Raw genomic sequence first — 19,661 nt, forward strand, 5'->3', positions numbered from 1 at the left:
GCCGCCGCCGCCCTCCGCTCCGGCCTGCTGCGCCACGTGCTCGGCGCCGGGCCCGCGGCCACCCGCCGCTTCCCCGAGGGCGAACTCGTCACCCGGGCGGGGCTGAACGCCGAGGAGGTCGGCCGCGCACCCGAGACGGTGACCAGCGCGCTCGCCCTGCTCGTGCCCACCGTCGGCGCCCTGGTCGCGCTCACCCTCATCGCCCCCGTCCTGACGCTGACGCTCGGCGTGGGCATCGTCGTCATCGTCCTCGTGCTGCGGGCGTTCCTGCGGACGACGACGGCCATCGCGGGCGGTTACCAGGAGGTGCAGGGCGAGATCGCCGCCCGGCTCGTGGACGCCATGGAGGGCGCGCGCACGCTCGCCGCCTCGGGCACCGCCGCCCAGGAGGCGCGGCGGGTGCTGGCGCCGCTGCCCCGGCTGCGCGCGCACGGGATGGAGCTGTGGCGGGCGGGCGCCTCGGCCGCCGTCCGGTCGGGGCTGGTCGTGCCGCTGCTGGAGGTCGCCGTGCTGGCCGTGGGCGGCTTCATGCTCGCCGCCGGTGACCTCACGGTCGGGGAGCTGTACGCCGCCGCCCGCTACGCCGTGCTCGGGGCCGCGCTCAGCACCGGGCTCGGCCACGTGGGCGGCCTGGCCAGGGCGCGGGCCGCCGCCGGGCGGGTGGTGGAGGTGCTCGACCTGACGCCTGTCGCGCACGGCACGCGTACGCTGCCGCCCGGACCAGGGACGGTCGAGTTCCGCGACGTCGCCGCGCACGGCCTCACGGTCGGCGACCTCACGCTCCCCGGCGGGTCGGTGACCGCCGTGGTGGGACGCTCGGGGGCGGGAAAGTCCCTGCTGGCGGCGCTGGCGGGGCGACTGGCCGCGCCGGAACGCGGGAGCGTGCTGCTCGACGGGGTCCCGCTGGAGGAGCTGCGGGCGGAGGAACTGCGGCGGGCCATCGGGTACGCCTTCGAACGCCCCACCCTGATCGGCCACACGCTCGCCGACACCCTCACCCCCGAACCCGCCACCCCCGAGCCCGCCACCCCCGAACCCGCCACCCCCGAACCCACGCTGCCTGCCGGACCCGCGCTCCCGCTTGAAGCGGTGCGCGGTGGTGCGTTCGCGGGTGGCGGCGAGGTGCCGGAGCGGGTGAAGGAGGCGGTGAGGGGGGCGTGCGCGGACGGGTTCGTACGGCGGCTGCCGCTCGGCTACGCCACCCCGCTGCGCGACGCGCCCATGTCCGGCGGCGAACGCCAGCGCCTCGGCCTGGCCAGGGCCTTCGCCCAGGGGGAGCGGCTGCTGGTGCTCGACGACGCCACCTCAAGCCTCGACACGGTGACCGAACGCCAGGTCGGCCACGCCCTCACCACCGACCCCCTGGGCCGTACCCGGCTGATCGCGGCCCATCGGGTCGCCACGGCCGCCCGCGCCGACCGGGTCGTCTGGCTCGACGACGGGACCGTGCGCGGATACGGGCCCCACCACGAACTCTGGCGGGATCCGGCCTACCGGGCGGTCTTCCAGGGAGCCCAAGGAGTCCAGGGAGCGGCCTCATGAGTGGCTCCCGGCAGGACGCGGGGCGGCCGGGCCTGCGGCAGGCGCTGCGGCGCGAGCCGCGCCGCCTGGTCACGATCGGGCTCTGGTCGCTGGTGGAGGCGGCGCCCGCGTTCCTCATCGGGCACGCCGTCGCGCGGGCCGTCGAGGACGGCTTCGCCCCGGCCGAGCCGCTGATCGGGCTCGCCTGGCTGGCGGCGCTGGGTCTGGCCTGGGCGGCGGGGGCGGTCGCCGCGCGGCAGGTGGTGCTGGCCGTGGCGGCGGTGGCGGAGCCGTTCAGGGACGACCTCATGACGTACGTGGTCGAGGGAGCCCTGCGCCGCGAGCCCGCCACGGGCCGGGACAGCGGCGCCGTGGCCCGCGCCGGGCTCCAGGTCGAGCTGGCCAGGGACGCCTTCGCGGCCGTGGTCACGACCGTGCGCGGGTTCGTGTTCACGGTCGCCGGCGTCGTGCTCGGGCTGCTGACGCTGGCTCCGGGGACGCTCGTGCTGGTGCTGCCGCCGTTCCTGCTGGGGCTGGGGCTGTTCCTGGCGTCGCTGCCCGCCCTGGCCCGGCGGCAGCGCGCGTTCCTGATGGCGGACGAGCAACTGGCCGAGGCGATGACGGAGACGGCGGCCGGGCTGCGCGACATCGAGGCGTGCGGCCTGCGGGACCGGGTGGCCCGGCGGCTGGACGGCCGGCTGGGGGCGCAGGCCGCCGCCGCGCGTTCGCTGGCCGGGGTCACCGCCGTGCGCACCGCCGCGCTGGCGGTCGGAGGCTGGCTGCCCGTGGTGCTCGTCCTGGCCGGTGCCCCGTGGCTGCTGGACGGCGGGGCGGGGCCGGGTGTGATCGTGGGGACGCTCGCGTACGTCACCCAGTCGCTGGCCCCCGCGCTCGGCGGCCTGGTGCAGGGCCTGGGCGTCAGCGGCGTCCGGCTCTCGGCCTCGCTCGCCCGCATCCGCGCCATGGCCCCGCCCGTGCCGCCCGCCGTGCCGCTGATCCGCCCCTTCGCCTCGGAGGTCCGGCTCGACGCCGTCACCTTCGCCTACGGCCCCCGCTCCGCGCCCGTCGTGGACGGCCTCGACCTCGTCATCCCCGAGGGCGACCACCTGGCGGTCGTGGGGCCCAGCGGGGCGGGCAAGTCCACGCTCGCCGCGCTGGTCAGCGGCCTGTTGCGGCCGGGCGAGGGAGAGGTGACGGTCGGCGGCGTCCCCGCCGGGCGGCTCGACCCGGCCGCGCGGGTGCTCATCCCGCAGGAGGCGTACGTCTTCCGCGGCACGCTGATGGAGAACCTGGCCTACTACGGCAGCCCCACCGGCGACGAGGTGGCGGCCGCTGCGGCAGCCGTCGGAGCCGCCGAGCTGGTGGCCGGGCTGGGCGGCTACGGGGCGCGGGTCGAGCCGGGCGCGCTCTCGGCCGGGCAGCGCCAGCTCGTCGCCCTCGTCCGCGCCTATCTCGCCCCCGCGCCCCTCGTCATCCTCGACGAGGCCACCTGTCACCTCGACCCCGCCGCCGAGGCGCGCGCCGAGAGCGCGTTCGCGAGCCGCGGCGGCACGCTGATCGTGATCGCCCACCGTCTCACCTCCGCCCTGCGTGCCCGCCGCATCCTGCTCATGGACGGCGCTCACGTCTCGATCGGCACCCACGACGAGCTGGTCAGGACCTCTCCCTTGTACGCCGACCTGGCCGGCCACTGGCATCCGGAGCCCGTTTCATGAGATTTCCCGATGATTACCCCTCCGCCGACCGTCTCCCCCTCACCGAGCACCGCCACGGCCACCCGATCGACGACCCGTACCGCTGGCTGGAGGATCCCCTCGACTCCCGCACCCGAGCCTGGCTCTCGGCCCAGGACCGGCTGTGGCGCGACAGCGCCGCCCGGCTCCCGTGGCGGGAGCGGTTCACCCGGCGGCTGACCGAACTCACGGAGACCGGGCTGGTGACCGCGCCCGTGTGGCGCGGCCCGCGCCGCTTCCACCTGCGCCAGTCCACCGACCAGGAGCACCCGGTGCTCTGCTGCGACGACCGCGTGGTGCTGGATCCCATGGCGCTCGACCCCTCCGGGCTCACGACGCTCGACGACTGGCAGCCCGACCTGGAGGGACGCCGCCTGGCGTACCAGATCTCGCGCAGCGGCGACGAGAAGGCCGAGCTGTACGTCCTGGATCTCGCCACGGGAGCCCTCGCCGACGGCCCGATCGGGGGCTGCCGCTACTCGGCGGTGGCCTGGCTGCCCGGCGGCGCGGCGTTCTATTACGTACGTTTCCGCCAGGGCGTGTTCCTGCACCGGATCGGCGACCCGGGCGCGGACGTCCCGGTCTTCACCAGGGGCCCGATCGCGTACGGCGTGCAGATCAGCGCCGATGGCCGCTGGCTGACGATCTCCGCCGGCACCGCGTCGGGCAACGGGCTCTGGCTGGCCGACCTGTCACTCGGGGATCCGGCGAACCCGCGGCCTCGCGCGGTGCAGGAGGGGGCGCACGCCCGTACGGCGGGTGCGGTGGCCTGTGACGGCCGCCTCTACCTGCTGACCGACCGCGACGCGCCCAGGCGCAGGCTGTGCGTGGCCGATCCCGGCGAGCCGGAGGTCTGGCGCGAGCTGGTCCCGGAGGACCGGGAGGCGGTGCTGGGGACGTTCACCGTGCTCGACGGTGACCGGCTGCTGGTGTCCAGGACGCGGCACGCGGTGGGGGAGATCGCCGTGCACCACGCCCGTACGGGGGAGCGGCTGGGCACGGTGCCGCTCCCCGGCAGCGGCTCGATCGCCACGCTCACCTCGCGTCCGGAGGGCGGCTCCGAGGCGTGGTTCACCTACACCGACGCCGTCACCCCCGCCGAGATCTGGCGCTACGACGCCCGCACCGCCGCCACGACGCCGTGGGCGGTCGCGCCCGGCCGCGTCACGCTGCCCTCGGTGAGCAGCCACCACATCGAGTACTCCTCCGCCGACGGCACCCCCATCCGCATGGTCGTCGTCGCCCGCCCGTGGGACGGCGGCCCGCGCCCGGCGATCCTCAGCGGGTACGGCGGCTTCGGCATCCCCCTGATGCCCGGCTACGCCGCCGACTCCCTGGCCTGGGTGGAGGCGGGCGGCGTGCTGGCCATCGCCAACCTGCGCGGCGGCGGCGAGGAGGGCGAGGCGTGGCACCGGGACGGCATGCTGGACCGCAAGCAGAACGTGTTCGACGACTTCGTGGCCGCCGCCGAGAAACTCGTCGCCGACGGCTGGACGACTCCGGAGCAACTGGGCATCTGGGGCGAGTCGAACGGCGGCCTGCTCGTCGGCGCGGTCGTCACGCAGCGGCCGGACCTGTTCGCCGCCGCGGTGTGCTCGGCCGGGCTGCTCGACATGGCCCGCTACCACCTGAGCGGCCTCGGCCCCTCCTGGACCGGCGAGTACGGCGACCCCGACGACGCCGAGCACCTCGGCTGGCTGCTCGGCTACTCGCCCTACCACCGAGTCGCCGAGGGCGCCGGCTACCCCGCGACGCTGTTCACGGTGTCGGCGGCCGACACGCGCGTGGATCCGATGCACGCCCGCAAGATGTGCGCCGCGCTGCAGTGGGCGAGCGGCGGTGCCCGGCCGATCCTGCTCCGGCACGAGCCGGACGTGGGCCACGGGGCGCGGGCGGTCAGCCGCTCGGTGGCGCTGGCCGCCGACGTGCTCGCCTTCCTCGCCGCCCACACCGGCTGCCCGGCCGACGGCCCGGACCCTGTCTGAGAGGCCCGGAGCCTGCCTGAGGGGGTCGGGGCCTGCCCGAGGGGCCCAGGCCGTCAGATCCAGCCCGACTCCCTGGCGATGCGGATGGCGTCGATCCGGCTGCGCGCCCCCAGCTTGGCCGTGGTCTTGGCCAGGTAGTTCCGTACCGTGCCCTCGGCCAGGTACAGCGAGGCCGCGATCTCGCCGATCGAGGCACCGTCGGCGGCGGCCCCGATCACGTCCAGCTCGCGCGGCGTGAGCGGGGCCTCCGCCGGGCGCATGGCCGCGATGGCCAGCTCCGAGTCGATGACCCGCTCGCCCGCGGCCACCCTCCTGATGCCGTCGGCCAGCCGGCCCGGTGGCGCGTCCTTGGCCATGAAGCCGCGTACGTGCACCTCGAGCGCCTTCTTGAGCAGCCCCGGCGTGCCGACCCCGGTCAGGATGAGCACCCCGCACTCGGGCAGTTCGCGGTGCAGCTCGCCCGCGGCGGTGAGCCCGTCCTTACCGGGGAGTGAGATGTCGAGCACCGCGACGTCGGGGCGGCAGGCGCTGGCCGCGGCCAGGATCCGGTCTCCTCGTTCGACCTCGGCCACGATCTCGATGTCCTCTTCGTAGGCCAGCAGTGCGATGAGTGCCCCGCGTACCAGGTGCATGTCCTCAGCGAGCAACGTTCGAATCACCAATGCGTCCTTGCGGTCGACCAGGCTTGCAACGTCTGCGGGCCCCCCAATCCTGCCGTATTGACCTCATGGTGAATAGTCCCTTTGTTTTGGGGTCAATCACTTTTCGATCCGCGCGTGTTACGGATGACAGAAAACCCGCCGAACGCGCGGTTATTTGGGAATGTAACGACCATGAGACCCCGCGTGCAGCCCCTTCCCCCTGAGGAATGGGACGCCTTCACGAAGGCCAATCCGTACCATGTGTTCGCCACCCTGGCCCGCCATCCCGGTCTATATCCGGCATATCGGCGTTTCGAAGGCGCGCTGCTCGACGGCGCCCTGCCCGCCCGCGATCGCGAGCTGGCGATCCTGCGCACGGCCTACCACTGCGGCAGCGCGTACGAGTGGGCCCAGCACACCATGCCGGCCCGTGCGGCCGGCCTCACCGACCAGGAGGTCGAGTCGGTGCGCCAGCCGCACGCCCTCTGGTCGGTCGAGGACCAGCTCGTGCTCCAGGTGGCCGACGACCTGCACTACGCGGGCGACCTGACCGACGCGACCTGGGCGGCGCTGTGCGACCGCTACGACGAGGTCAGCAGGATCGAGCTGGTCCTGCTCGTGGCCCACCACAGCATGCTGGCGCTGGTGCTCAGGACGCTGCGGGTGCAGATCGAGTAGTGATCACGCACCCGACCTGGGGGTGATCATCGTGACGCCCGGCACCGAGCCGATCGAGGCCAGCGCCTTGCCGGCGTCCGCCAGGCCGATCGTGCGGGTGACGAGCTGGTCGGGGTGGAGCACTCCTGCCCTGATCAGCTCCAGCATCGGCGGGTACGCGTGCGCGGCCATGCCGTGGCTGCCCAGCAGCCGCAGCTCGTGGCCGATCACCCGGTCCATCGGCACCGGCGTGGCGCCGCCGGGCAGCAGCCCCACCTGCACGTGCCGGCCCCGGCGGCGCAGGCTCTCGACGGAGGCGGCGCAGGTGCGAGGGCTGCCCAGCGCGTCGATCGACACGTGCGCGCCGCCCCTGGTCAGCTCTCTGACCTGGGCCGCCGCGTCGCCGGCCGAGCCGTTGACGAAGTGCGTGGCGCCCGCCAGCTCCGCCAGGTGCAGGGCGTCGGTGCTGATGTCGACGGCCACGACCCGGGCCCCGGCCGCGGTCGCGATCATCACGGCCGACAGGCCCACGCCGCCGCACCCGTGCACGGCCACCCACTCGCCCGGACGTACCTCGCCCACCTGGGCGACGGCGCGGAAGGCGGTGGCGAAGCGGCAGCCGAGCCCGGCCGCCGTGACGTAGGCCATGTCCTCGGGGATGGCGACCAGGTTGACGTCGGCGTGGTCGATGGCGACGTACTCGGCGAACGAGCCCCAGTGCGTGAACCCCGGCTGCGTCTGCCGTTCGCAGACCTGCTGGTCACCGGTCGCGCAGGCGGCGCAGGTGCCGCACGCGCAGATGAACGGCACCGTCACGCGCGCCCCCGGCCGCCAGCCCCGCACGTCGGGGCCGACCGCCTCGACCACGCCCGCCAGCTCGTGGCCGGGCACGTGGGGCAGCGCCTTGATGTCGGGGTCGTGCCCCTTCCAGCCATGCCAGTCGGACCGGCACAGCCCCGTCGCCTCGACGCGGATCACCGCTCCGTGCGGGGCGGGGGACGGGTCGGGCAGCTCGCGCACGTCGAGCTCTCCACCGAAGATGTCAAAGGCAACCGCTCGCATCTCATGAGCTTAGGGTCAGTTGCCGCAGGTCGCGCAAGGCCCGGTGGGAGGGTGAACCGGGTTCGGTCGTGTAGAGCACCAGGCGCAGGTCCTCGCGGTCGGGCACCGGCATGACCTGGCAGATCGCGTCGATGACGCCGACGATCGGGTGGATGACGCGTTTGCGCTGCTCCCTGCGCACCTGGACCTCGTGCCTGGCCCACAGCTCGGCGAACTCGGGGCTGAGCGCGAGCAGCTCGGCCACCAGCGCGTGAAGGGCCCGGTCGTCGGGGTAGCGGCCGGCGGCGGCGCGCAGGTCGGCGACCGAGGCGCGGGCGAAGCGGCCCTTCTCCTCGTCGCTCAGGTGCTCGGCGAGGTCGGGCGCCATGAAGACCCAGCGGATGACGTTGCGCCGGTCGGGCGGCATGGCGTCGAGGTTTCCCATGAGCAGGCTCGCCAGCGGGTTCCAGGCGCGGATGTCGTAGCGGGCGTCCAGGACGTAGGCGGGGACCTCCTCCAGGAACGAGATCAGGTGCAGCAGGCTCTGCGGCACGTCCTCGCGGATGCGCGGCGGGTCGAGCGGCTGCCCGGCCAGGTGGAACAGGTGGGTGCGCTCGTCGTGGTCGAGGATGAGCGCCCGGGCCAGCGCGTTGAGCACCTGCCTGGACGGGTGCGGGCCCCGGCCCTGCTCCAGCCGGATGTAGTAGTCGATCGACATGCCCGCGAGCTGCGCGATCTCCTGTCTGCGCAGGCCCGGCGTACGGCGGCGCTCGCCGCTCGGCAGCCCGACCTCTGCGGGGGTGACGCGGGCGCGCCTGACACGGAGGAATTCGGCGAGTTCGTCGCGGTGCATGCCTCCATCCTCGCGGACGGGCGCCGCCGCCTGGGTGGTACCCCTGGTACCAGCCTTCGCAGGACTCTCCCGCACCCCTGTTGACCTGCGCGAACGTGGAGCCATGACGAAGATCGCCCTTATCACGGGTGCCAACAAGGGAATCGGCCACGAGATCGTCCGGCTGCTGGCCGGGCAGGGCGTCACCGCGATCGTGGGGGCGCGTGACGAGGAGCGCGGCCGGGCCGCGGGGGAGCGGCTCGGGCAGCCGTACGTGCGGATCGACGTGACCGACGAGGCGAGCGTCGCGGCGGCGGCCAAGTGGATCGAGACCGAGTACGGCAGGCTCGACATCCTGGTCAACAACGCCGGCATCGTCGGCGGCCCGGCCGCCCACCAGCCCAGCGCCGCCGCCGCCGAGCAGGTCAGGGAGGTCTACGAGACCAACGTGTTCGGCGTCGTCACGGTGACCAACGCCATGCTGCCGCTGCTGCGCAGGTCGGAGGCGGGCCGGATCGTCAACGTGTCGAGCGAGCTGGGCTCGCTGGCCATGGCGGGGGACCCGGAGAGTCCCTTCCTCGCGTTCAACGCCCTGGCGTACAACTCCTCCAAGTCCGCGCTCAACATGGTCACCGTCTGCTACGCCAAGGAGCTGAAGGACACCCCGATCAAGGTGAACGCGGGCACCCCCGGCTACTGCGCCACCGACCTCAACGGGCACACCGGGCCCCGTACGGCCGAGCAGGGCGCGGCGATCGCGGTGCGGCTGGCGACCCTGGACGCGGACGGCCCTACCGGGGCCTACATGAACGATGACGGCGCCGTCCGCTGGTGAAGTGTCAAAGCTGGCAGATCGGACATAGGGGGGTGATGGGCAGAGATCTGGCGAAGGAACGTTTCACCGAAGCGGAGTACGTGCGCTTCGGAGAGCGCATCCAGGAGCAGCTCGGCGTGCTGCGCAAGCTGCTCGACACCCCCGGCTTCGGCCAGGGCCCCGTGACGATCGGGGCCGAGTTGGAGCTGTTCCTGATCGACGAGGAAGGACGGCCGCTGCCGCGCAACAGCGAGGTGCGCGACAGCCTGGACGACCCCCGCGTGGTGCTGGAGCTGGGCCGCTACAACATCGAGGTCAACCTGACCCCGACGCTCCTGGCGGGCAGGCCCTTCGAGGCGCTGGCCGCGGAGGTGCAGGAGACGATCGTCAAGGTGGACCGGGCGGTGGAGGGCGGCGGCGCGCTGCCGATCGGCATACTGCCCACGCTCGACACCGAGGACTTCACGCTGGGCGCGATGAGCGACCAGAACCGCTTCCGCGCCTTGAGCAGGGGCTTCAGGAGGCTGCGGCTGGAGCCGTTCCTGGTGAAGATCGGCGATCTGGAGCTCTCGGTCGAGGACGTGATCCTCGAAAGCGCCAACACCTCGTGGCAGGTGCACATCCGCACGCCGCCGGAGCGCTTCGCGCGGCTCTTCAACGCCGCCCAGCTCGCCATCGGGCCGGTGCTGGCGGCGTGCGGCAACTCCCCGTGCTTCCTGGGGCGTGAGCTGTGGGAGGAGACCCGCATCGCGCTGATGGAGGAGGCCGTGGACGACCGGGACGTGCAGCGGCGCGAGCGCAGGGACGGGCGGGTGACGTTCGGCTCGGACTGGGTGCGCGAGGGCGCGCACGAGCTGTTCGAGCGGTACGTGCGCGACTACGACCCGATCGTGCCCGACCTCGCCGAGGAGGCGCGGCCGTACGAGGTGCCGGAGCTGCGGCTGCACCAGAGCACGATCTGGCAGTGGAACCGCCCCGTCTACGACCCGGCCGACGGGGGCCACCTGCGGGTCGAGATGCGCGCGCTGCCCGCCGGGCCCTCGTGCGCGGACATGGCGGCGAACACGGCCTTCCTGCTCGGGCTGACGTTGTCGCAGGCCGAGCGGGACCTGACCGGGTACCGGTTCGCGCAGGCGTACCAGAACTTCTACCGCGCGGCCATGGACGGGCTGGGCGCCAGGTTGTCGTGGCCCGGCAGGGAGGGCGACCACGAGGCCGCGGAGCTGGTGCTCTACCTGCTGCCCGAGGCGCGGGAGGGGCTGCTCAAGGCGGGGGTGACGCCGTCGGACGCCGACCGGGCGCTGGGCGTGATCGCGGAGCGTACCCGGCTGCGGCGTACCGGCTCGGTCTGGCAGCGTGAGGCGCTGGCGCGCTTCGGCGGCGACCGGCGGCGGCTGGTGCGGCGTTATCGGGAGCTAGCGCTGTCGGGCATGCCCGTCCATTTGTGGACGTAGCCGCTCAGCCTTTTGGCCGAATCCCGCACGGTGATTCCTGTGTTAGCCCCGGGGAGAATCTTGTGGCCCGAATCTCGCGGGTGATTTTCGCCGGACAATTCTCCCAGGGAGCATTTTGTGGGATGAATCGACAACCTCAACCCCTGCCCGTCCGTCAAACTGGTCAAGAGACGGAAAGGTGAGGTAGGTATGGCGGCAACGGGGATGGTTCCTGCGGATAAGTCGGCATTTGTCCTGAAGCGGGAGACGGGCGACCTGGCGGAGGGGGCCGCCAAACTGGCGGGCGAGGTCGGGAGCACGGCGGTCGAGGCGCTCCTCGCGCAGGCCAACAGGACCGCCAAGAGCAAGGGGGCCGGCGCGGCGATGGGCTCCATGCGCCCCAGACCGGCCGAGTGGTACGCCTTCGACGACAAAGACCAGGACACCGCCGACTGGTACCCGCAGGGCCTGACCGGCAGCGACGACTCGGGCAACCTCGGGGTGCCGGCGTTCCTGGTGAGCTGGTACTTCAAGCCGCGGGCGGGCGAGCGGGGGATCCGGGTGTCGTTCCTCAGCCCCACGTCGCTGCGGTACCAGCACGCGCTGCTGGTCGTGGCCAGGCCCGACGGCTCGTACGGGCCGATCGACATCCACGCGGGCGGCATCGCCTGCCACGGCGACCTGCTCTACGTCGCCGACACCACCCGCGGCCTGCGCGTCTTCGACCTGAACAACCTGCTCGACCTGCGCACCGCGCAACCCGACCTGGGCGACGGCAACCGCATCGGCCGGCACGGCGGCCGGCTGAACGCCTTCGGCTACCGCTACCTCGTCCCCCAGACCGACTTCTGGAAGGTGGCGCAGGCGGGCCCGCGCTTCTCGTTCGTGTCGATCGACCGCAGCGGGGCCACGCCCCGGCTCGTCACGGGCGAGTACCGCGACAACGACCCCGGCGGGTGGGTCGGGCGCTGGGATCTGGAGCTGGCGGGCGGCGAACCCGCCGACGCGTTCATCATGGGGCACGCCGACATCCAGGGCGCTGTGTCGCAAGGGGACAGGTGGTATCTGAGCCAGGGCGCCGGGTCCACCGCCAACGGCAGCCTGCTGGTGCTCGACGGGGAGAAGCTGGAGACCAGGCCGTTCCCGATCGGGCCTGAGGACCTGACCGTGCAGGGCGGCAGGCTGTGGAGCGTCACCGAGTTCAGGAACAAGCGAACGATCTTCGGCGTCGGCCTCTGACGTGCCGCCTCAGCCGCCTCAGTCGCCTCAATCGGCTCAGCGTCTCAGCGTCTCAGCCGTCTCGGTCGGCTCGGTCGCTTCAGCCGCCTCAGCCGCGGAGGTGCTTCCTGAGCACGTCGCGGTAGCGGCGGTCGAAGTCGTCGTAGCGGGCCCGCAGCTCCGCGCCCGGCCAGTCCTCCGGCAGCAGCTCCGCGGGCAGCAGCGGGTCGGCCAGCAGGTGGCGCAGCACCGCCGCCGAGACCAGGAACCCCTCCGCCAGGCCCGCCGCGCGGCCGAGCGCGTCCTCCAGTCGCCGCGCCTCGGCGGCCCAGCCGTCCAGGTCCCACAGCAGGGGAGTGGGGTCGTCGTGCGGGCGGCCGTCGATCAGCGTGCACTGCGCGGTGACGATCTCCGGCCAGGCCCGCACCAGGTTGGCCGGTCGCATCCAGGCGCCCTCGCGCAGCTCGGCCAGGCGCAGCGCGGTCATCGTGTGCCGCAGCGCGGCCCGGTCGGCGGGTGCGCGGCGCTCGGCGGTGACCACGGCCACCTCCCACGTGCCGTCCCAGGGCCTGGTGTGGGGGTCGCGGCTCTCGTCCTGCCTGGCCTGGCGTTCGACGAGCCGCTCCGACAGCGTGTACCGCCCGCCTGACTGCAGCAGGTCGCCGGTCGCGACCATCCGTGACAGCGCCACCCGCACCGTGCCCTCCGCGATGCCGAACAACGCCCCGATGCGCACCAGATGGCGGGCGGAGAGGCGGGGCGGGTGGCTGCCGAGCAGCGCGCTCAGCACGGCCGAGCGGGCGCTCAACGTGCTATTACGCTCTTCCATCGCGTGTCGAGTATATGTAACACTCGAGAGTATGGGCCGGTATCTCATGGAACCTTTCGATCACGGCGACCGCGGTGACCGCTACGCCACCGAGCGTTACCAGGGGGCGGCCGGGCGGAACTGGTGGCGCTGCGACCCGACGCTCCGCCTGCTCATGCGGCGGTACCTGGGTGACGGCTTCGCCTGGGCGCAGCCGCACCTCGACCGGCTGGGCGAGCTGACGGGCGGTCTCGTCGCCCAGTGCGCCGAGGAGAGCGACCGCAACCCGCCGCGACTGGAGAAGTACGACAAGTGGGGCAGGGACATCAGCCAGGTCGTCATGCCGCCGTCGTTCCACGCCGCCCGCGAGGCGCTGATGGCCGACAACTTCACCTCTCCGGCCTTCGCCGAACAGGCCCGTGCGAACGGGGCGGATCCGGCCGTGCTCGGCGCCGCGTGGACATACCTGCTCGACCAGGCCGACATCGGGATGGGCTGCGCGCTCGGCACGGGCGGGGACATGGTGGTCGCGCTCGCCGAGAAGCACGCGCCGCCGGACGTACGCGACCGGGTACGGGAGATCTTCGCCAACGGCTTCTATTCCGGCGAGGCCGCCCAGATGTTCACCGAGCGGTCCGGCGGCTCCGACCTGGCCGCGCTCGAGACCGAGGCCGTGCCCGCCGGTGACGCGTGGCTGCTGTCCGGGTTCAAGTGGTTCGCCTCCAACGCCAACGGCTCCGCGTTCGTGGTGCTGGCCCGGCTGCCGGAGGGGGCGGTGGCGCCGTTCCTGGTGCTGTGGGAGCGGCGCGACGGGAGCCGCAACGGCGTGCGCATCCGCCGGCTGAAGGACAAGCTCGGCACCAGGTCCGTCGCCGCCGCCGAGGTGGAGCTGACAGGGGCGGAGGCGTTCCTCCTGGCAGGAACGGGTTCTGGCTCGGGGCTCGGCACGATGATGCGGCTCACCAACGCCTCCCGGCTCGGCGTGGCCATGATGGGCCTGGGCGTGGCCAGGCGGGCGCTGGTCGAGGCCGTCTGCTACGCAGGGGCGCGGGAGGCGTTCGGCCGGCCGCTCGCCGAGCAGCCGCTGATGCGGCGCAAGCTGGCCGAGCTGGTCGTCGAGGTCGAGGCCGCGCAGGCGCTGGTGTTCGACTGGTACGCCGGTCCACGGCTGCGCCTCGCTCCCGCCCTGGTCAAGCTGCGCGCTGCCCGGCTCGGCGTGACCGCGGCCAGCGACGCGATCGAGGTGCACGGCGGCAACGGCTACATCGAGCAGTGGCCGGTGGCCCGGCTGCTGCGCGACGCGCAGGTCAACCCGATCTGGGAGGGCGGCGACAACATCCTCTGCCTCGACGTGCGCCGCGCCATGGTCAAGGAGCGGGCCCACCTGCCCTTCCTCGACCGCCTGCGCGCCCTGGCCACCTCCGACCTGGTACGCACCCGCGTCGAAGACCTGGCCAAGGCCATCGAGGCGTGGTCCGCGCTGGAGCACTCGGTGGCCGAGGCGCGGCTGTACCCGCTGGCGCAGTTCATGGCCGACGTCTACGCCGCCGCCCTGCTGGAGGACCAGGCCACGTGGGGCCTCGACGACGGCCGCAAGGCGCTCGTGGCCCGCCGGTACGCCGAGTCGCACCTCGTCGACCAGGGGCCGCTGCGCGGCATCGACCGCCCGGCGGGGGAGCCGTCCGACTTCGACACGCTCCTGTCGGGGGCCGTCACGCTTTCCTGACGCGCGCTTCCCGGCTCAGGCCGGGGCGGGAGCGTAGGCTCGGCACGGTCCACGAGGAGAGCCCGGAGATTCGCACGCTTCCCGAGGAGGGTCGCATGACCGTACGCGTGGAGCGCCAAGGCCCCGTCGTCACCGTGGTGATCAGCAGGCCGGAGGCGCGCAACGCCGTCGACCGCGAGACCGCCGACGCGCTGGCCGGGGCGTTCCGTGACTTCGAGGACTCCGACGCCGACGTGGCCGTGCTGTGGGGCGAGGGCGGCACGTTCTGCGCCGGAGCCGACCTCAAGGCGCTCGACAACCGCGTCTGCGAGGAGGGCGACGGGCCGATGGGCCCGACCCGCATACGCCTGACCAAGCCGGTCGTGGCTGCCGTCGCCGGGCACGCCGTGGCGGGCGGGCTGGAGCTGGCCCTCTGGTGCGACCTGCGGGTGGCCGAGGAGGACGCGGTGTTCGGGGTGTTCTGCCGCAGGTGGGGGGTGCCGCTGATCGACGGCGGCACCGTACGGCTGCCGCGGCTCATCGGCGAGTCCCGGGCCATGGACATGATCCTCACGGGCCGGCCGGTCGAGGGGCCGGAGGCGTACGCGTGGGGGCTGGTCAACCGCCTCGTCCCCACCGGCACCGCCCGGCGGCACGCCGAGGCGCTGGCCCGTGAGCTGGCCGCCTTCCCGCAGGCGTGCCTGCGCGGTGACCGGCTGTCGGCGCTGGAGCAGAGCGGGCTGGGGGAGGCGGAGGCGATGCGCAACGAACTGCGCCACGGCCTGGTCTCGCTGCCCGGCGCGGCGGAGGGCGCGGCCCGCTTCGCCGCCGGAGCCGGCCGCCACGGAACCTTCGGGGACATCTGACCGCCACGCGCCTTCCAGGACGTACGGCCACCGCTGAGCCTTCCGGACGTGCAGCCACCGCTGAGCCTTCCGGGACGTACAGCCGCCTACAGTCGCCTACGCCTACAGCCGCCTACATCCGCCACGGAGGCTTCCTGGACGTGCAGGCGGTCTCGGAGGGTTGTCGGTCGGCCCGCGTATGGTGGGCGCTATGCCAGACATCGAGGTCGCCGGGCGCGAGGTCCGCATCACCAGCCCCGACAAGGTGGTCTTCCCGCGGTCCGGCCACACCAAGCTCGACCTGGTCAGGTTCTACCAGCGGGTGGGCGAGGCGGCGCTGCGGGGCGTCCACGGGCGGCCGATGGTGCTCAAGCGGTTCGTGCACGGCATCGAGCAGGAGGCGTTCTTCCAGAAGCGGGCTCCGGCCAAGCGGCCCGACTGGATCGACGTGGCCGAGCTGAAATACCGTTCGGGCCTCAGCGCGGAAGAGGTGGTCTGCACCGATCTGGCGCAGCTCCTGTGGGTGGTCAACCTGGGCTGCGTCGACCTCAACCCCCACCCCGTCCGCTCCGACGACCTGTCCAGGCCCGACGAGCTGCGCATCGACCTCGACCCGGTGCCGGGCGTGGAGTGGGCCGACGTGCTGCGCACCGCCGAGGCCGCCCGCGAGGTGCTGGCCGATCACGGGCTGGTGGCCTGGCCCAAGACGTCCGGCTCGCGCGGGTTCCATGTCTACGCCCGCATCGAGCGCCGCTGGCCGTTCGCGAAGGTGCGCAGGGCCGCCGAGACGGTGGCGCGCGAGGTCGAGCGGCGCGCGCCCGACCTGGCCACCAGCCGGTGGTGGAAGGAGGAGCGGCACGGCGTGTTCGTCGACTTCAACCAGAACGCCTACGACCGCACGGTGGCCAGCGCCTACTCCGTCCGCGCGGTGCAGGATGCCCGCGTGTCCACCCCGCTGAGCTGGGACGAGGTGCCCGGCTGCCGCCCCGAGTCCTACACGATCGACACCGTGCCCGAGCGGCTGGCCGAGCGGGGCGACCCGTGGGAGGACATCGACCTGCACGCGGGTTCGCTCGACGGCCTGCTCGCGCTGGCGGAGGAGCTGGGCCCCGCGCCCAAGCCGCCCAAGGGCAGCGGGCGCAGGCAGCAGACCGTGCCGGTCATCGAGATCGCCAGGGCCGAGCACAAAGACGAGGCGATGGCGGGCCTCGATCGCTGGAAGGCCCGCCACCCCGGCGTCGCCGCCCGGCTGGAGCCCGCCGACGTGCTGGTCGACGGGATGCGCGGGCGCAGCAGCGTGTGGTACCGCATCCGGGTCAACCTCCAGCACGTCCCGGAGGCCGAGCGGCCCGCGCAGGAGCCGCTGGAGGTCGACTACGACCCCTGGCAGCGGAGCGGCTGACGGGCAGCAGCGGAGCGGGTGACAGCGGCGGCGGGGCAGGCGACAGCGGCGGCAGGGCGGATGAGGTCGGGGCCGGTGAGGGCTCAGCGGCCCGAGATGAGGTTCGCCAGGCGGGCGTAGGTCGAGGTCGTCGTCCCGCGCTCGTTCTCGTGCCGGTCGGCGGCCCGGAAGAGCGCGTAGATGAGCTGCACCCCGGCCCAGCGCAGCGGCTCCGGCTCCCACTGGCGCACCTGCCGCCCCACCCAGGGCAGCCCCGTCAGCGCGGTCTCCCTGCGCAGCACCAGGTCGCGCAGCGTACGCCCGGCCAGGTTCGTCGTCGTGACCCCGCTGCCGACATAGCCGCCCGCCCAGCCCAGACCGCTGGCGTGGTTGAGGTGCACCGTCGAGCACCAGTCGCGCGGCACCGCGAGCACCCCGCACCAGGCGTGTGCCACGCGCGCGTCGATCGTCGCGGGGAACAGCTTGACCAGCATCCGCCACAGCAGCGCGACCGTCCGGCGCTGCGTGGCGCCCCGCCGGTCGGTACGCGACCCGTACCGGTACGGCACCCCCCGTCCGCCGATCGCGATCCGGTCGTCGGCCGTGCGCTGCGCGTAGACGTAGGCGTGCGCGTGGTCCTCCAGCAGTTCGCTGCCCTGCCAGCCGATGTGCCGCCACACGTCGGGGGGCAGCGGCTCGGTGACGATCATGGAGCTGTTCATCGGCAGCCACTGCCGGTGCTGCCCGGACAGGCTCGCGGTGAAGCCCTCGGTGGCGCGGATGACGTACTCGGCCGTGACCACACCCCGCGTCGTGACCGCGGCGGCCCGGCCGTTGCGCCGGGGCAGGATCTCGGTCACCGTCGTGTCCTCGAAGAGGTCCACCCCCAGCCGGACCACCGCGGCGGCCAGCCCGATGGCCAGCTTGGCGGGCTGGATGCGGGCGCAGTGCGGCGAGTACGACGCCTCCAGGGCACCCGCCACCTGCACCCGCTCGCGCTGCTCGGCACGTTCCAGCAGCCGTATGTCGTCCTCGCCGTAGCCCCACCTGCGCAGGTCGGCGACCCCGGCGCGCAGGCGGCGCCGCTGGGCCGGGTTCGTCGCGACGTGGATCAGCCCGCCCTTGTGCACGTCGGCGTCGATGCCCTCGGCCCGCGCCACGTCGATGACCTCGTCAACGGACCGGAACATCGCGTGCTGCAGGTCGATCATGGCCTGCCGGCCGTGGGCCCTGGCGTACCGCTTGCGCGACCCGGCGAACTCGGCCGACAGCCACCCGCCGTTGCGCCCCGACGCGCCGAACCCGGCGAACTCCCTCTCCAGGATCGCGATCCGCAACCCCGGCTCGGCCCGCTTGAGGTAGTAGGCGGTCCACAGGCCGGTGTAGCCGCCGCCGACGATGGCGACGTCGTAGTCACGCGGGCCGGGCAGCGCCGGTCGGGGGCCTGGCAGGCCGATCTGCCGGTACCAGAAGGAGACGTCGCCGTTGGCGAAGTCTTTGGTCAGCGGGATGCCGTTGCTCACCGAACACATTGTCTAGTAGCGGACAGGTGCCCAACAAGTCGACGAAGTGTAAGAGGACCGGGCGCTCGGCTAGCCTCGTGTCGGACGTTCGTAACCCTCGTCGCCCCCGTATACGTGCAGGTCAGGATCGCACTCCGGCTGGTTGGCCGGGCTGGTGGGGGAGGCGGTGTGCTCGGAGGCGAAGTCGTCCGACTCGTCCGACATGGCCGGCGGCGGGAGCAGGTAGTCGTACCAGGTGATCTCGCCCTTGGGTACGGCGTCCGTGGTCAGGTCGCCCGCCCGTTGCGCCGCGTACAGACGCCCCGGATAGCGGACGAACAGGCACGCGCGGCGCAGCCCGGCGGCCCGCAGCCAGGTCCGCACCAGTTCCTCGGTGTTGATCACGTGCGGCCCGCCGAACTCGATCTCCCTGCCCGCCGGACCGGCGCTCAGCAGCGCGGCCGCCCGCGTGGCCACCTCGCCCGTGTGCACCGGCTGCCACGGCAGCGAGCGGTCCACCGGCAGCACCGGCAGCGCCGCGAACTCGCCCAGCCGCGCGTGCAGCCACTGGTGGAACGGGGTGGCGCGGAGAATCGTCCAGCCCAGACCGCTCTCGGTGACCAGGCGCTCGGCCGCCAGCTTGTGCCTGAGGTGACCGTGGGCGGCCCGATCGGCCCCGACCATCGAGGTGAACAGCACATGCGACACCCCGGCCGCGCGGGCCAGCGTGAGCAGGGTCCTGGTGCCGGGCACGTCCACCGCGCCGCGTCCCTTGCGGCCGCTCGTGGCCAGGTGGGCGATCGCGTCCACCCCGTCAACGGCCTCCCTGACGCCGTTGCCCGAGACGAGGTCGCCCCACATCCACTCGACGTTGCCGCGGCCGTTCCGCTTGGTACGGCTGAGGGCGCGTACCTCGTGACCCGCCTTGAGCAGGGCGGGAATGACCGCGCCGCCCAGCGTGCCGGTGGCTCCCGTGACCAGAATGCGCATGTCACATCTCCTACCCGTCAATCCCGAGAAATGCCAATGAATCCCATTCCGGTGCCGGCGAGCCGAGCGCCCCGGGGCCGGCTTGGGTCGCCGGAGGGGCGTCGTCGGAGGAGGCGGCGGCGGCCAGGGCATCGGCAGAGAACCGCATGGGTCTGTCATGAGAAAACAGCCGTTGACCTTGGGAAATGCTTTAAGGTTGGTGGGTGGTGTTTGAGGATGGTTGGGCGGTTTCGCCCCTGCGCTGGCTGATGGACGCACTGGGTGACACCCAACTCGCCAGGATGGGCGGGGATCCGGGGCTGGTGGCCGCGGTCGACCAGCACGCGGCGGTGCTGCGCGACGCGATCCCGCTCGACCGCGAGACGCTGGGCGACTACCTGCTGGGCTTCCTCGACGAGTTGCGGCACCGGGGCTGGGCCTTCACCGGCGAGCCCGACCCGCCGTCCCTGCGGCTGACGGCGGTCTGCTGGCTGACCCGCGAACTCGGCCTCCTGGAAGACGGCCACCCGGCCTGAACGGCATCGTCCCGGACCTCTGCCCGCTTCCGCCCGTGGC

The 19,661-nt window shown here is 73.2% G+C and carries 17 protein-coding genes; 11 read left to right on the forward strand and 6 right to left on the reverse strand.

The window, feature by feature from the left end; genetic code table 11:
* From ABD844_RS05500 to ABD844_RS05510, 3 genes are all read left to right on the forward strand, one after another.
* Window positions 1-1,542 (forward strand): ATP-binding cassette domain-containing protein (locus ABD844_RS05500; protein WP_344873599.1); only part of this gene is annotated, 1,542 nt, incomplete at its 5' end.
* Window positions 1,539-3,236, forward strand: coding sequence for an ATP-binding cassette domain-containing protein (locus tag ABD844_RS05505; protein WP_344873601.1), 1,698 nt, complete (start codon window positions 1,539-1,541; stop codon window positions 3,234-3,236). The genes ABD844_RS05500 and ABD844_RS05505, both read left to right, overlap by 4 nt.
* Entirely contained in the window at window positions 3,233-5,239 is a 2,007-nt protein-coding gene (locus tag ABD844_RS05510; protein WP_344873603.1) for a prolyl oligopeptidase family serine peptidase, read from the forward strand. Before ABD844_RS05505 ends, ABD844_RS05510 begins: the two co-directional genes overlap by 4 nt.
* A 53-nt stretch (window positions 5,240-5,292) precedes the next feature.
* On the opposite strand, the gene ABD844_RS05515 is transcribed toward ABD844_RS05510, so the two are convergent.
* Complete coding sequence (locus ABD844_RS05515) at window positions 5,293-5,898, reverse strand: response regulator transcription factor (RefSeq protein WP_344873605.1); 606 nt, start codon at window positions 5,896-5,898, stop codon at window positions 5,293-5,295.
* A gap of 174 nt (window positions 5,899-6,072) precedes the next feature.
* Between ABD844_RS05515 and ABD844_RS05520 the strand changes: the two genes are divergently transcribed.
* Window positions 6,073-6,558 (forward strand): carboxymuconolactone decarboxylase family protein, encoded by a 486-nt coding sequence (locus ABD844_RS05520; protein WP_344873607.1) that lies wholly within the window; start codon window positions 6,073-6,075, stop codon window positions 6,556-6,558.
* Window positions 6,559-6,561: 3 nt separating this feature from the next.
* Here ABD844_RS05520 and ABD844_RS05525 read toward each other — a convergent pair whose 3' ends face one another.
* Window positions 6,562-7,599 (reverse strand): zinc-dependent alcohol dehydrogenase family protein, encoded by a 1,038-nt coding sequence (locus tag ABD844_RS05525; RefSeq protein ID WP_344873609.1) that lies wholly within the window; start codon window positions 7,597-7,599, stop codon window positions 6,562-6,564.
* Between the two features lies 1 nt (window position 7,600).
* Window positions 7,601-8,431, reverse strand: a complete 831-nt coding sequence (locus ABD844_RS05530) for a helix-turn-helix transcriptional regulator (RefSeq protein WP_344873611.1) — start codon at window positions 8,429-8,431, stop codon at window positions 7,601-7,603.
* A 103-nt stretch (window positions 8,432-8,534) separates the two neighbouring features.
* Here ABD844_RS05530 and ABD844_RS05535 point away from each other — a divergent pair, with 103 nt between their 5' ends.
* The 3 genes from ABD844_RS05535 to ABD844_RS05545 all read left to right on the forward strand — a co-directional run bounded on the left by ABD844_RS05535 (window position 8,535) and on the right by ABD844_RS05545 (window position 11,896).
* A complete protein-coding gene (locus ABD844_RS05535) occupies window positions 8,535-9,245 on the forward strand; it encodes an SDR family oxidoreductase (RefSeq protein WP_344873613.1) in 711 nt (236 codons plus the stop codon).
* 35 nt (window positions 9,246-9,280) lie between these two features.
* Entirely contained in the window at window positions 9,281-10,678 is a 1,398-nt protein-coding gene (locus ABD844_RS05540) for a glutamate-cysteine ligase family protein (RefSeq protein ID WP_344873615.1), read from the forward strand.
* Between the two features lie 189 nt (window positions 10,679-10,867).
* The gene (locus ABD844_RS05545) at window positions 10,868-11,896 is read left to right on the forward strand and encodes a hypothetical protein (protein WP_344873617.1); all 1,029 of its coding nucleotides are present in this window, start codon (window positions 10,868-10,870) and stop codon (window positions 11,894-11,896) included.
* 88 nt (window positions 11,897-11,984) lie between these two features.
* On the opposite strand, the gene ABD844_RS05550 is transcribed toward ABD844_RS05545, so the two are convergent.
* On the reverse strand, window positions 11,985-12,704 hold the full coding sequence (locus tag ABD844_RS05550; protein ID WP_344873619.1) for a PaaX family transcriptional regulator C-terminal domain-containing protein: 720 nt from the start codon (window positions 12,702-12,704) through the stop codon (window positions 11,985-11,987).
* A 46-nt stretch (window positions 12,705-12,750) separates the two neighbouring features.
* On the opposite strand from ABD844_RS05550, the gene ABD844_RS05555 reads away from it, so the two are divergent.
* From ABD844_RS05555 to ligD, 3 genes are all read left to right on the forward strand, one after another.
* Window positions 12,751-14,409: an acyl-CoA dehydrogenase family protein gene (locus ABD844_RS05555; protein ID WP_344873621.1), complete on the forward strand. Its 1,659-nt coding sequence runs from the start codon at window positions 12,751-12,753 to the stop codon at window positions 14,407-14,409.
* 95 nt (window positions 14,410-14,504) lie between these two features.
* A complete protein-coding gene (locus ABD844_RS05560; RefSeq protein ID WP_344873623.1) occupies window positions 14,505-15,254 on the forward strand; it encodes a crotonase/enoyl-CoA hydratase family protein in 750 nt (249 codons plus the stop codon).
* 190 nt (window positions 15,255-15,444) lie between these two features.
* A complete protein-coding gene (gene ligD, locus ABD844_RS05565) occupies window positions 15,445-16,635 on the forward strand; it encodes a non-homologous end-joining DNA ligase (protein WP_344873624.1) in 1,191 nt (396 codons plus the stop codon).
* Window positions 16,636-16,718: 83 nt separating this feature from the next.
* Here the strand turns inward: ligD and ABD844_RS05570 are convergent, their stop codons facing one another.
* Together ABD844_RS05570 and ABD844_RS05575 are read right to left on the reverse strand one after the other, a co-directional pair.
* Entirely contained in the window at window positions 16,719-18,146 is a 1,428-nt protein-coding gene (locus tag ABD844_RS05570; protein ID WP_425568508.1) for an NAD(P)/FAD-dependent oxidoreductase, read from the reverse strand.
* Between the two features lie 60 nt (window positions 18,147-18,206).
* Window positions 18,207-19,106 carry an SDR family oxidoreductase gene (locus ABD844_RS05575; RefSeq protein WP_344873628.1) on the reverse strand — a complete coding sequence of 300 codons (900 nt, stop codon included), beginning with the start codon at window positions 19,104-19,106 and terminating at the stop codon, window positions 18,207-18,209.
* Between the two features lie 203 nt (window positions 19,107-19,309).
* Between ABD844_RS05575 and ABD844_RS05580 the strand changes: the two genes are divergently transcribed.
* Window positions 19,310-19,621 carry a DUF6401 family natural product biosynthesis protein gene (locus ABD844_RS05580; RefSeq protein WP_344873630.1) on the forward strand — a complete coding sequence of 104 codons (312 nt, stop codon included), beginning with the start codon at window positions 19,310-19,312 and terminating at the stop codon, window positions 19,619-19,621.
* The last annotated feature ends 40 nt before the right edge of the window (window positions 19,622-19,661 follow it).

This window comes from Nonomuraea antimicrobica (genome assembly GCF_039536965.1).
Classification (GTDB): domain Bacteria; phylum Actinomycetota; class Actinomycetes; order Streptosporangiales; family Streptosporangiaceae; genus Nonomuraea; species Nonomuraea antimicrobica.